Origin of the sequence: Streptomyces polyrhachis (genome assembly GCF_042663125.1) — a bacterium.
GTDB lineage: Bacteria > Actinomycetota > Actinomycetes > Streptomycetales > Streptomycetaceae > Streptomyces > Streptomyces polyrhachii.
In genome coordinates this window covers 1-11,752 of sequence record NZ_JBHSZO010000051.1, presented here as the reverse complement: position 1 = coordinate 11,752, position 11,752 = coordinate 1, and the positions used below count along the sequence as shown (strand labels likewise).

The following is an 11,752-nucleotide window of genomic DNA, read 5'->3' as shown; positions in this document are numbered from 1 at the left end:
TCTTAAGATCTGCGGCTCTGTCAGAATCTGCGCGCTGCGGCTCGGAGGAGAGCGAACCCGACCCCCGCGAAGGGGGGCCGGGCCATGCCGTCAGAGGGGTCAGGCAGTGGCCTTGCGGGCCCGGTTGCGGGCGGCGCGGCGCTTCATCGCGCGACGCTCGTCCTCGCTCATGCCACCCCAGACGCCGGAGTCCTGGCCGGACTCGAGCGCCCACTGCAGGCACTGCTCCATGACGGGGCAGCGGCGGCAGACGGCCTTGGCTTCCTCGATCTGCAGCAGCGCAGGACCGGTGTTGCCGATGGGGAAGAACAGCTCGGGATCTTCCTCGCGGCAAACGGCGTTGTGACGCCAGTCCATGACTGCTCCATCTCGTGTGTTGCGGGCAAGTGCTTGTGAATGTGAACGCTTTCACGAATCCCACCACGGGTGAAGGGGATGCCCCAGAAAAACTGGTGTGACCTTCAACATGTGGTATGAGATCCGGCGCGGATACGGGGCCCGAGAGCGGGAGCCGTTCCGATCGCCAAGAAGAGGTTCGCAAACCTCAGCTTCGGATACAACCCCTTCCGGCAAGTTTCTTTGGATTCGTTGGTGTCGGTTGGCTCACAGCCGCAGAACGGGGGGTGAGAGCCAGTCCGTACGTTCGAGATAAAGGCCGTTCGGCCCTTCTACTCACACAATCACACGCAGTGCGCGCCGTACGCCTGTGAAGGCCACGTTCGTACGCAGTCCCAGGTGGTCTCCGTCTACCTGAAAGGGCAGTGGGGCCTGTGATTCCAAGGTGAACGCCGTCAGATCATGCAGTGACAGAGCGTGACGCCCGTGCGGCCCGCGCTCCGGAGAGGAGGTGAGCAGCTGCGTACCGTAACGACTCGCGGCCGCCAGCCCCAGGCGCTCCAGGCCCAGGACGTCCAGGCCCGTGTCGAAGGACGCCTTGGGGGCCGCGTAGACCGGCCGGTTGCCCAGGTACGTCCACGGCGCGGTGTTGCAGACGATGGCGGCGGCGAGGTCGGCGGCCGGCTCCTCGTCGGGGCGGGTGAGCGTGATGGTGCCGTGCCGGCGGTGCGGGTCGGACATCAACTGGCGCATCAGCTGGCGCACATACAGCGCGTGCGTCGACTTGCGGCCGCGCTCGCGCTGCTGCTCCACGCGGCCCACCACGCCGGCGTCGAAGCCCAGCCCCGCGCAGAAGGTGAACCAGCGCGCCGGGGCGCCCTCGTCCGCCGTCCCCGGGGCGCCCGAGACCAGGCCCAGGCCGACCGTGCGCTCCGAGCCGGTACGCAGGGCGTCCAGCAGCGCCCCGGTGGCCTCCACGGGGTCGTTGGGCAGGCCCAGGGCGCGGGCGAAGACGTTCGTGGAACCGCCGGGGACGACCGCCAGGCCGGGCAGCGTTTCGGGGGCGGGGCCGTTGTGGAGCAGTCCGTTGACGACCTCGTTGACCGTGCCGTCGCCGCCCAGGGCGACCACCAGGCCGACCCCCTCGCCGCCGGCCGCGCTCTCCGCCGCCGCGCGGGCCACGTCGCGGGCGTGGCCGCGGTACTCGGTGGTGACGACCTCCAGCTTCAGGTCGCTCGCCAGAGCGTGGATGAGTACGTCGCGGGTCCGCGCACTCGTGGTGGTGGCGGCTGGGTTGACCACGAGAAGTGCGCGCATGGGGTGCAGAGTACCTACCGTCGGGTATGCGTGCGAAGTGTTCTTCGCCGCCCCGCCTCCCGACCGGCGCCCGCGGGGGCCGCTCAGGCCTCCTTGGGGCCGATCCCCAGGGTCCTCGTCGTGCTCGGGCTGAGCAGCAGCACCAGCGCCGCCAGCGCCACCGCGCCCAGCGCCAGGCCGACGGGCAGCAGCGCCCCGCCCACCTCGATCATCGTCCAGACGACGGGGGCGGCCATCAGCTGCGTGATGACGCCGGGACCGCGGCTCCAGGAGCGCAGCGTCCACAGCCCGCGCGCCGCCGCGAGGGGGAAGGCGGCCAGGGCGAGCACCGTCAGGCTCCCGAAGAGCGCCGAGCGCCCGCTCCCGGCGTCCCCGGCGAGGAGCAGCACCAGCATGTAGGCACCGAGGCCGACCAGGACGGCGCCCTCGACGGCGGTCAGCACCGCCGCGGCGGCGATACGCGAAGTACGGGACGGCAGGACATCGCTCATACCGCCCAGGGTAGCCCCGCCCGCACCCCTCACTCCTCTACGAGAAGCCGCTCGCGGAGCTGGGCCAGGGTGCGGGCCAGGAGGCGGGAGACGTGCATCTGGGAGATGCCGACCTCCTGGGCGATCTGGGACTGGGTCATGTTCCCGAAGAAGCGCAGGAGCAGGATCTTCTTCTCCCGCGGCGGCAGCTCCTCCAGCAGCGGCTTGAGCGACTCGCGGTACTCCACGCCCTCCAGGGCGTCGTCCTCCGAGCCCAGGGTGTCCGCCACCGCCGGCGACTCGTCGTCCGTGTCGGGGACGTCCAGGGAGAGCGTGGAGTAGGCGTTGGCGGACTCCAGGCCCTCCAGCACCTCCTCCTCGGAGATGCCCAGCTGCTCGGCCAGCTCGTGGACCGTCGGGGCGCGGCCGTGGCGCTGGGACAGCTCCGCCGTCGCCGAGGTCAGCGAGAGCCGCAGCTCCTGCAGCCGGCGCGGGACGCGCACCGCCCAGCCCTTGTCGCGGAAGTGCCGCTTGATCTCGCCGACCACGGTCGGGGTGGCGTACGTGGAGAACTCCACGCCCCGGTCCGGGTCGAAGCGGTCCACCGACTTGATCAGGCCGATCGTCGCCACCTGGGTGAGGTCGTCCAGCGGCTCGCCGCGGTTGCGGAAGCGGCGCGCCAGGTGCTCGACCAGGGGGAGGTGCATCCGCACCAGGGTGTTGCGCAGCTCCGCGTACTCCGGGGTGCCGTCGGGGAGTTTGCGCAGCTCGTAGAACATCTCCCGCGCCGCGCTGCGGTCGTGGGGGTCGCGCCGGCTCTCGCGCCTGAACTCGGGCCTGAACTCGGGCCGGAGGCCGGGCCGGGTGTCGGGCCTGCTGTCGGGCTGCTTATCGGGCCGGTCGCCGGACAGGCCGTGCTCGTGTTCGCCCATGTGCTCAGCCCGCCCGTCCCTCGCCCCTGACGCCGGCGGCGCCGCAGGTGCTCCCCCCGCGTGCCCCCGTGCTTCGCGCTCGTGCTCCACAGCCGTCGACATGCCCCTTCGTGCGGCGGCCCCGGGCACGTCCTGCCCGGGGACCAGCGCCTCGTGGCCCTGGTTCATCTCACGGTTCATCGCACCGCCCTCCTCGCGCCGGTCATGTCTGACCGGGACCGGCGCCGCGCTCTTTGTGCAGGCTGATGGTGACCGTGCGGTCCTCCGAGACGGTGGAGTCGACCCGCCCCGCCAGCGCCGAGAGCACCGTCCAGGCGAAGGTGTCCCGCTCGGGGGCACGGCCGTCGGTGGTCGGCGCGGAGACCGTGACCAGCAGGGCCGGCCGCTCCTGCCCCGACGGGCCGTCGGCCTGGCCGTCGAGTTGGAAGACGCAGGTGAGCACCGAGCCGGGAACGGCCTGCTGGAGCAGGATGGCGCAGGCCTCGTCGACCGCGATCCGCAGATCCTCGATCTCGTCGAGGGTGAAGTCCAGGCGGGCCGCGAGCCCCGCCGTGGCCGTGCGCAGGACCGACAGATAGGCCCCTGCGGCAGGCAGCCGGACCTCGACGAAGTCCTTCGGCCTGGGCTCGCCTTCGTGCTGGGACACCCTCACCTCCAAGGTGGCGCGTGCTGCGTTCCCCAACGGACTCCAACGAGCCGCTGTGCAGCGGAGTTTCCATGATGCGACGGACCCCTGCCCCTTCACACGGGGTGAGGGGCGGGGGCCGCGCGACGTACGCAGGCGACGCTACCGCGAGTGGTCGGCCGCTGTCCCCCTGGTACGGGGAAGGACCCGCCATCGCGCGAATGTCACTAATAGTAACTCTTCGCCTGCGGTGGGTGGATAGGGCTGTGCGGAGTCAATTCCGCAACGCTTCCACACCCGTTGACGCTGCGTGACGGGCCGGGTGCGGACGCCCCTCAGGGGTGCGCCGCGGCCAGCTCGTCCAGGGCCTCGCCCGAGAGGCGGTAGCCGGTCCAGGTGTCCTTGGGGACGGCGCCGAGGGCCTCGTAGATGGCGGCGGCCTTCTCGTTGTCCTCGTGCACGGACCACTCGAAGTTGGCCCAGCCGCGCTCCACGCACAGCGCCGCGAGGTGCGCCATCAGCGCCTTGCCGTAGCCGCCGCCGCGGTGCTCGGGGCGTACGTACAGGTCCTCCAGGTAGACGCCGTGGGTGCCGCTCCAGGTGGAGAAGCTCTGGAACCACAGCGCGAAGCCGGCCGGCCTCTGATCGCCGGGCGCCTCGGCCACCAGCGCGAAGACCGTCGGACTCGGACCGAAGAGGGCCTCGTGGAGCTGGCCCTGCGTGCCCTCGGTCTCGGTGACGTCGTGGTGCTTGGCCAGGGCGCGCACCATGGCGTGGATGGCGGGGACGTCGCTGGGCCGGGCCTCGCGGATCATGACTCCAGCGTAGGGCGCGGGGCTCAGACCAGCGACTCGTCCACGTAGCACCAGCGCCAGTCCTCGCCCGGCTCGAAGCTGCGCATCACCGGGTGGCCGCTCTCCCGGGCGTGGGCGGTGGCGTGGCGGTGCGGGCTGGAGTCGCAGCAGGCGACGTGCCCGCAGCCCAGGCACAGGCGCAGGTGCACGGGGTGGGTGCCGGCGGCCACGCAGGCTTCGCAGGTGGCGCTTCGCGGCGTGACCTCGACGGACGGGAGTTCGGCAACATGGGGGCAGACGGTCATGCGGCCAGGTTAGATCGTCGGTGATGAACGCCTTTCCCGTACTCGCGCTGGTGGCCGGGGCGGCGGCCGTCGCCGGGATCGCCCGGCGCACGCCCGTCCCCGCCCCGCTGCTGCTGGTCGCGGCCGGACTGCTCGCCTCGTACGTCCCCGGCGTGCCCGCGTACACGCTGGACCCGCACATCGTCCTGCCGCTGATGCTGCCGCCGCTGCTGCACACCGCGGCGCTGGAGAGCTCGTACCTGGGACTGCGCGCCAACCTGCGCGCCGTGGGGCTGCTCAGCGTCGGCTACGTGCTCTTCGCGACGGCCGCCGTGGGCCTGACCGCCTACGCCGTGGTGCCGGGCCTGCCGCTCTCCGTCGCGCTGGTGCTGGGCGCGGTGGTGGCGCCCCCCGACGCGGTGGCGGCGACCGCGATCGCCCGCCGGGTGGGGCTGCCCCCGCGGATCACCACCGTGCTGCAGGGCGAGTCGCTGATCAACGACGCCACCGCGCTCACCGCGTACAAGGTGGCGCTGGCCGCCGCGGTGGGGGAGGCCGTCGGCTGGGGCGCGGGGCTGGGGGAGTTCGCGCTGGCCGCGCTCGGCGGGGTCGGAGTGGGGCTGGCGCTGATGGTGCCGCTGCACCTGCTGCGCACCCGGCTGCGCGAGCCGCTGCTGCAGAACACCATGTCGCTGCTCATCCCCTTCGTCGCCTACGCGCTGGCCGAGGAGGTGCACGCCTCCGGGGTGCTCGCGGTGGTCGCGGTGGGGCTCTACCTGGGCCACCGGGCCTGGCAGGTGGACTTCGCCACCCGGCTGCAGGAGGCGGCGGTGTGGCGGATGGTCGGCTTCGTGCTGGAGTCGGTGGTCTTCGCGCTGATCGGGCTGCAACTGCCGGTGGTGGTACGGGGACTGGGCCACTTCGGGGTGGGGGCCGCGCTCTGGTACGCGGTGGCGGTGCTGGGCGCCGTGGTGCTCTCGCGCTTCGTGTGGGTCTACCCGGCGGCCTACGGGCCGAGGTTCACGGTGCGCGGCGGGCGGCTGACGGGGCGGCTGCTCGCGCCGCCCGGCAGGCGGCCGCCCTGGAGGTCGATGTTCATCGTCTCCTGGGCCGGGATGCGCGGCGTCGTCTCGCTCGCCATCGCCTTCTCCATCCCCCAGCACACGGTCGACGGCGCCCCCTTCCCCGCGCGCGACCTCGTCCTCTTCCTCACCTTCACCACCGTCATCGGCACCCTGGTCGGCCAGGGGCTCACCCTGCCCGCGCTGATCCGGCTGCTGAAGGTGCGCGGCGGCGACGCGCAGCGCGAGACGCTGGCCGAGGCGCAGGCGCAGAGCGAGGCGTCGCGGGCCGCGCACGAGCGGCTGGAGGCGCTGCTGGCCGAGCCCGCCAACCGGCTGCCGCAGCCGCTGGAGGACCGGCTGCGCGCGGTGCTGGAGCGGCGGCGCAACGCGGTCTGGGAGCGGCTCGGCGGGGTCGACGAGGCGACGGGGGAGACGGCGGACGCCACCTACCGGCGCCTGGCGCGGGAGGTGATCGACGCGGAGCGCGAGACCTTCGTGGCGCTGCGCGACGCGCGGCGTATCGACGACGAGCTGCTGCGGACGCTGCTGCGGCGGCTGGACCTGGAGGAGGCCGCGGCCTACCGGGAGGCGGGGGGCGAGTGAGCCGGGGGGTGGGCTGGGAGGCCGGCTGGGGAGCGGGCTGGGGGCTCAGCCCGTGACCACCGCCGCGACGGACGTGCCGGGGGCGAAGGCGCCCTCCTCGGCCAGGACGGTCAGGCCCAGCAGCAGCTTGGCGACGTAGGTGCGCTCCAGCGCCAGCGCGTGGCGGCGCTCGAAGTCGGCGGCGAAGTCCGCCAGTTCGGGCGTGCTGCGGGCGTAGCCGCCGCAGTGGAAGCGCTCCTCCAGCTGCCAGTCGCCCCGGCGCTCCCCGAAGGCGGCCTGCTGCAGGCGCTCGGTCTCGGCCGTCAGGAAGCCGCCCCTGAGTACGGGGACGCCCAGCGCCCGCTGCCCCGGGCCCAGGCCCGCGGCCAGCCCGGCCAGCGTCCCGCCCGTACCGCAGGCGACGGCGGCGAGGTCGGCCCGGTCGGTGCCGCCGGCCAGCTCGCGCCCCAGCGCCACGCACCCGCGGACCGCCGCGGCGTTGCTGCCGCCCTCGGGTATGAGCGCGAAGTCGCCGAAGCGCTCGCGCAGTTCGCCCGCGTACGCCTCCTCGGCGCGGCGGCGGTAGGCGGCGCGCTCCACGAAGTGCAGCCGCATCCCGTGCGCGGCTGCCTGGGCGAGGGAGGGGTTGAGCGGGCGGTCCGCCAGCTCGGCGCCCCGTACGACGCCGATCGTCGCGAGGCCGAGCAGCCGCCCGGCGGCGGCGGTGGCGCGCAGGTGGTTGGAGTACGCCCCGCCGAAGGTGAGCAGCGTGCGCTGCCCGGCCTCGGCGGCGGCCCGCAGGTTGGGGACGAGCTTGCGCCACTTGTTGCCCGAGGGGTACAGCTCCACCGGCCCGCGGACGGCCGCGTCCCACGGGAGCGTGGTGTGGATCAGGTCGTCCCGCTTGAGCAGCAGCCGCACCCCGCGCCGCTCGAAGCGCTCGTCGCGCAGCTCCTGGAGGGGGGAGGGCGGGCGCGGCTGCAGCAGGAGGTCCGGATCCATCCGCCCATTGTCGGCCCCGGCGGCGGACCGCCGGCCCGGGGCGGTGTCAGGCAGCGTGCTTGCCGCCCCAGGAGGGGCCGGAGGAGGAGGCGGCGGCCTTGGTGAGGAAGTCGTCGCCGTGCTCACGGGCGAAGGCGCGGACCGCGTCCAGGGCGTCCTGGACGGCCTTCTCGTCGCCGTGGCCGCTGGAGAGGTTGTAGTACGCGACGCCGAGCCTGCGCAGCAGGCCGCCGCCCTCGCGCTGGGCCTGGACCTCGTCGATCTTCTCCTTGCCCTGGTTGAGCGCGTTCTGGGCCTGCTCCTTGGCCTTGTCGAAGAAGCTGGACATGCGGGCCTCCATGGGCTGGTCCGGGGGGTTTGCGGGACTGTGTCCCAGTATCCGCACTGCCGTCGGGTCGGCAACGGCGCGGGGGCCGGGCGGGTGCCGGGTGGGTGCCGGGTGGGTGCTGTCCGTCCGTACGGACCAGGGCCTCACGGCGTCGTACGCGCGTGGTGGGCCGTGACCTCGCGGGCCAGGGAGAGCAGGGCCGGCAGCGCGGGGTGGCCGGGGCCGCGGCGGCGGGCGAAGTACACCGGGACCGGCGGCAGCCCCGTCAGCGGGCGGTAGACGATCGCCGGGTGGCTGTGGATGCTCGGCGTCGCGACCGTCGAGACGCCCACCGCGCGGCCGGCGGCGATGGCGGTCAGCCACTCGTCGGTGTTCGCCACCTCCAGCGTGCCGCGCGGCCGCGCCTGCGGCGGCCACAGCGCCGGGCTGCTGGTGCCCGACACCGTGTTCACCGCCAGGCGGCACTCGGCCAGCTCCGCTGCCGCCAGCACCTCGCGCGCCGCGAGCGGGCTGTCCGCCGGGAGGACCGCCACCCGGTCCTCGTACAGCAGCAGCTCCGTCTCCACCCCGGGCGCGCCGACCTCGCCGCGCAGCAGCGCCGCGTCCACCAGGCCGCGGGTCAGCCCGGCGGTGGAGTCGTCGATCCGGCGCAGCTCCAGGGGTACGGCGGGGTGCAGCTCGTCCCAGCGGCGCAGCAGCGGCACGGTGTCCGCGCCCAGGGCCGCCCAGGGGTGGCCGAGGCGCAGCGGCCAGGAGCCGAGGCCGGCGGGGTCGAGCGCGGTGCGTACCGCGTCCACGGCCAGGGCGGCGCGGTCGTGGAAGACCCGGCCCGCGGGGGTCAGCTCCAGGTGGTGCGTCGAGCGGTCCACCAGGCGCAGGCCCAGGTGGGCCTCCAGCTGGGCCAGGGTGCGCGAGAGGGCCGGCTGGCCGGTGTGCAGCCGGGCGGCGGCGCGGGTGATCGAACCCTCCTCGGCGATGGCGAGGAAGGCGTGCAGATGGCGCAGTTCGACGCTCACCCTTGAGAGGGTAGGCGGTGCGCGCTGCGGTTATGCCCCGGACGCATGACGATCCCGGGATAAGCATTTCCCGCGGGGTCCGGGGCTCCGTAGCGTGACTGTCATGACCACTGACGCCGTCGCTGCTGTCGCACCGTCCGCCGCCTCCGCCGCCCCCGCCGCTTCTCCCGCCGCCCCGTCCGAGGCGGGGTCCGTACGCTCCGGACGGGCGGTCGGCGTCTCGCTCATCGTCGCCGGGATGCTCTCCGTCAACTTCGGCTCGGCCGTCGCCGCCCTGCTCTTCCCGCGCGCCGGCGCCCTCGGCGTGGTCACCCTGCGGCTGGTGCTGGCCGCCACGCTGCTGCTGGTGGTCTGCCGGCCCCGGCTGCGCGGGTACTCCCGCGGCGACTGGGCGGTCGTGTGCGGCTTCGGCGTCGCGCTGGGCGCCATGAACTCCCTGTTCTACGCGGCCATCGACCGCATCCCGCTGGGCGCCGCCGTCACCCTGGAGGTCCTCGGCCCGCTCGCCCTGTCGGTCATCGCCGCGCGCCGGCTCTCCGGCCTGATGTGGGCGGGGCTGGCCCTGGCCGGCGTCTTCCTCCTCAGCGGCGGCGACCTCGGCGGCCTCGACCCGGCGGGCGCCGCGCTCGCGCTGGGGGCGGGCGCGATGTGGGCCGCGTACATCCTGCTCAGCGCGCGGGCCGGGGCGCGCTTTCCCAAGGCGGACGGGCTGGCCCTCGCCATGGCGGTGGGCGCGCTGTGCAGCCTGCCGCTGGGGGTGGCGACCTCCGGCGGCGCGCTGCTGCAGCCCGTCACGCTGGGGCTCGGGCTGGCGGTCGCCGTGCTCTCCTCGGGGCTGCCCTACACGATGGAGCTGTTCGCGCTGCGCAGGCTGCCGGCGGCGACCTTCGCCGTACTGATGAGCCTGGCGCCGGCGGTCGCCGCGACGGCGGGCTTCCTGGTGCTCGGGCAGGCACTGGGCGCCGCGCAGTACGCGGGGATCGCGCTGGTGGTGGCGGCGAGCGCGGGGGCGGTGCTGGCGGGGCGCCGGTAAGGGCGCCGCGGTGGGCGGCGCGTCTCAGTCCGCGCCGCCCAGCAGCCGGCGCATCGTGGCCAGGTCCGCCTCCTCGGGCGTCGCCCCGGTGACCGGGCCGCCCTCCTCCTCGGCCGCCCCCGCCGCCGAGCGCCGCGCCTGCGGGCCGCACGAGCGCAGCACCCGGGCGAAGTCCGACGCGGCGGCGTCGATGCGCTTGTCCAGCGCGCCGCCGGAGTCCGTGGTGGAGCCGAAGTCGCTGGTGGCGGCGTAGACGGAGCGCGGCGAGACGATCGCGTGCAGGTACGAGAACAGCGGCCGCAGCGCGTGCTCCAGCACCAGCGTGTGCCGCTCGGTGCCGCCCGTCGCCCCGATGAGGACGGGCGTGTCCGCGAGGCTCCCCACCGGCAGCACGTCGAAGAACGACTTGAACAGCCCGCTGTAGCTGGCGTTGAAGGCGGGGGTGACGACGATGAGGCCGTCCGCCTCCGCCACCGCTGTGAACGCCTCCTCCAGCGGCCCGCTCGCGAAGCCGGTCAGCATCGCGTCCATCAGCGGATGCGCCAGCGGGCGCAGCTCCACGATCGCGGACTCGGTGTCCGTACCGTCGCGTGCCAGGTCGCGGACGGTGGCCGCGAGCAGCCGGTCCGCCAGCAGGCGGGTGGAGGAGGGCTCGCGCAGGCCGCCCGAGACGACTGCCAGCTTCATCATGCCTCCGGGGTCTCGTCGGCGCTGCCCGCGCCGGCCTCGGCGTCGCGGGCGGCGTGCAGGGACGCGTGGGTGGGGGCGGCGGGCACGTCGGCCGGCCGGCCGGCGGCGAACTCCCGGCGCAGCACCGGCACCACCTCGGTGCCGAGGATCTCCAGCTGCTCCAGCACGGTCTCCAGGGGCAGCCCCGCGTGGTCGAGGAGGAAGAGCTGGCGCTGGTAGTCGCCGAGGTAGTCGCGGAAGCCGAGCGTCTTGTCGATGACCTCCGCCGGGGAGCCGACGGTCAGCGGGGTACTGGCCATGAAGTCCTCCATCGAGGGGCCGTGCCCGTACACCGGTGCGTTGTCGAAATAGGGGCGGAACTCCGCGATCGCGTCCTGGCTCCGCGGCCGCATGAACACCTGCCCGCCCACCCCGACGACCGCCTGCTCGGGGGTGCCGTGCCCGTAGTGGGCGAAGCGCCGGCGGTAGAGGTCGACCAGCTCCTTGGTGTGGGTGGCGGGCCAGAAGATGTGGTTGGCGAAGAAGCCGTCGCCGAAGTACGCCGCCAGCTCCGCGATCTCCGGCGAGCGGATGGAGGCGTGCCAGACGAAGGGCGGTACGTCGTCCAGCGGGCGCGGCGCGAGCGTGAAGCCCTGCAGGGCGCTGCGGAACTTCCCCTCCCAGTCCACCGACTCCTCCCGCCACAGGCGGCGCAGCAGCCCGTAGTTCTCGACGGTCAGCGGGATGGCCTCGCGGATGTCCTGGCCGAACCAGGGGTAGACGGGTCCGGTGTTGCCCCGGCCCAGCATCACGTCGGTCCGGCCGCCGGACAGGTGCTGGAGCACGCTGAAGTCCTCCGCGATCTTGACCGGGTCGTTGGTCGTGATCAGAGTGGTGGAGGTCGACAGGATGATCCGCTCGGTGTGCGCGGCGATGTAGGCGAGCAGGGTCGTCGGCGAGGACGGCACGAACGGCGGGTTGTGGTGCTCGCCGGTGGCGAAGACGTCGAGCCCGACCTCCTCGGCCTTGCGCGCGATGGCGACGGTGGCCCGGATGCGCTCGGCCTCGGTGGGGGTGCGCCCCGTGACGGGGTCGGGGGTGAGGTCGCCGACCGTGAAGATGCCGAACTGCATCCCCGAGGCGTCGCCGGTGGGCTGGACGTCTGCCATGGGTGCCGCCTCCGGAGGACTGGGTGGGGGTCTCCTCCCAGCGTTCCACGGGCCGGCTGTCCCCGCAGTTCGTACGGAGCCAGCCGCGCCTGCGGAACGCGCGGTGCAGGGTGAAGCAGATGCCGGCGATC

At 73.9% G+C, this 11,752-nt stretch carries 14 protein-coding genes; 2 read left to right on the top strand and 12 right to left on the bottom strand.

Features of this window, described 5'->3' with window-relative positions; all coding sequences use genetic code 11:
* Positions 1-99: 99 nt before the first annotated feature.
* From ACFQLX_RS23590 to ACFQLX_RS23560, 7 genes are all read right to left on the bottom strand, one after another.
* On the bottom strand, positions 100-357 hold the full coding sequence (locus tag ACFQLX_RS23590; RefSeq protein WP_019433310.1) for a WhiB family transcriptional regulator: 258 nt from the start codon (positions 355-357) through the stop codon (positions 100-102).
* Positions 358-672: 315 nt separating this feature from the next.
* Complete coding sequence (locus ACFQLX_RS23585) at positions 673-1,653, bottom strand: diacylglycerol/lipid kinase family protein (RefSeq protein WP_386418262.1); 981 nt, start codon at positions 1,651-1,653, stop codon at positions 673-675.
* Positions 1,654-1,736: 83 nt separating this feature from the next.
* On the bottom strand, positions 1,737-2,144 hold the full coding sequence (locus ACFQLX_RS23580) for a hypothetical protein (protein WP_386418261.1): 408 nt from the start codon (positions 2,142-2,144) through the stop codon (positions 1,737-1,739).
* A 29-nt stretch (positions 2,145-2,173) separates the two neighbouring features.
* Positions 2,174-3,235 (bottom strand): RNA polymerase sigma factor SigF, encoded by a 1,062-nt coding sequence (locus ACFQLX_RS23575; RefSeq protein WP_386418260.1) that lies wholly within the window; start codon positions 3,233-3,235, stop codon positions 2,174-2,176.
* A 22-nt stretch (positions 3,236-3,257) separates the two neighbouring features.
* Positions 3,258-3,701: an ATP-binding protein gene (locus ACFQLX_RS23570; protein WP_386418258.1), complete on the bottom strand. Its 444-nt coding sequence runs from the start codon at positions 3,699-3,701 to the stop codon at positions 3,258-3,260.
* Positions 3,702-4,015: 314 nt separating this feature from the next.
* Positions 4,016-4,495 carry a GNAT family N-acetyltransferase gene (locus ACFQLX_RS23565; RefSeq protein ID WP_386418257.1) on the bottom strand — a complete coding sequence of 160 codons (480 nt, stop codon included), beginning with the start codon at positions 4,493-4,495 and terminating at the stop codon, positions 4,016-4,018.
* Between the two features lie 23 nt (positions 4,496-4,518).
* Positions 4,519-4,779, bottom strand: a complete 261-nt coding sequence (locus ACFQLX_RS23560) for a UBP-type zinc finger domain-containing protein (protein ID WP_386418256.1) — start codon at positions 4,777-4,779, stop codon at positions 4,519-4,521.
* Between the two features lie 23 nt (positions 4,780-4,802).
* Here ACFQLX_RS23560 and ACFQLX_RS23555 point away from each other — a divergent pair, with 23 nt between their 5' ends.
* On the top strand, positions 4,803-6,425 hold the full coding sequence (locus ACFQLX_RS23555) for a Na+/H+ antiporter (RefSeq protein WP_386418254.1): 1,623 nt from the start codon (positions 4,803-4,805) through the stop codon (positions 6,423-6,425).
* A 45-nt stretch (positions 6,426-6,470) separates the two neighbouring features.
* On the opposite strand, the gene ACFQLX_RS23550 is transcribed toward ACFQLX_RS23555, so the two are convergent.
* The 3 genes from ACFQLX_RS23550 to ACFQLX_RS23540 form a co-directional block, all read right to left on the bottom strand.
* Positions 6,471-7,406 carry a 1-aminocyclopropane-1-carboxylate deaminase/D-cysteine desulfhydrase gene (locus ACFQLX_RS23550; protein WP_386418252.1) on the bottom strand — a complete coding sequence of 312 codons (936 nt, stop codon included), beginning with the start codon at positions 7,404-7,406 and terminating at the stop codon, positions 6,471-6,473.
* A gap of 46 nt (positions 7,407-7,452) precedes the next feature.
* Positions 7,453-7,734 (bottom strand): hypothetical protein, encoded by a 282-nt coding sequence (locus tag ACFQLX_RS23545; protein ID WP_386418251.1) that lies wholly within the window; start codon positions 7,732-7,734, stop codon positions 7,453-7,455.
* 143 nt (positions 7,735-7,877) lie between these two features.
* Entirely contained in the window at positions 7,878-8,750 is an 873-nt protein-coding gene (locus tag ACFQLX_RS23540) for a LysR family transcriptional regulator (protein WP_386418250.1), read from the bottom strand.
* A 103-nt stretch (positions 8,751-8,853) separates the two neighbouring features.
* Here ACFQLX_RS23540 and ACFQLX_RS23535 point away from each other — a divergent pair, with 103 nt between their 5' ends.
* Entirely contained in the window at positions 8,854-9,783 is a 930-nt protein-coding gene (locus ACFQLX_RS23535; RefSeq protein WP_386418248.1) for an EamA family transporter, read from the top strand.
* A gap of 24 nt (positions 9,784-9,807) precedes the next feature.
* Here the strand turns inward: ACFQLX_RS23535 and ACFQLX_RS23530 are convergent, their stop codons facing one another.
* Together ACFQLX_RS23530 and ACFQLX_RS23525 are read right to left on the bottom strand one after the other, a co-directional pair.
* On the bottom strand, positions 9,808-10,473 hold the full coding sequence (locus ACFQLX_RS23530) for a CE1759 family FMN reductase (protein WP_386418247.1): 666 nt from the start codon (positions 10,471-10,473) through the stop codon (positions 9,808-9,810).
* Positions 10,470-11,585 carry a CE1758 family FMN-dependent luciferase-like monooxygenase gene (locus ACFQLX_RS23525; RefSeq protein ID WP_386418284.1) on the bottom strand — a complete coding sequence of 372 codons (1,116 nt, stop codon included), beginning with the start codon at positions 11,583-11,585 and terminating at the stop codon, positions 10,470-10,472. Before ACFQLX_RS23525 ends, ACFQLX_RS23530 begins: the two co-directional genes overlap by 4 nt.
* Between the last annotated feature and the right edge of the window lie 167 nt (positions 11,586-11,752).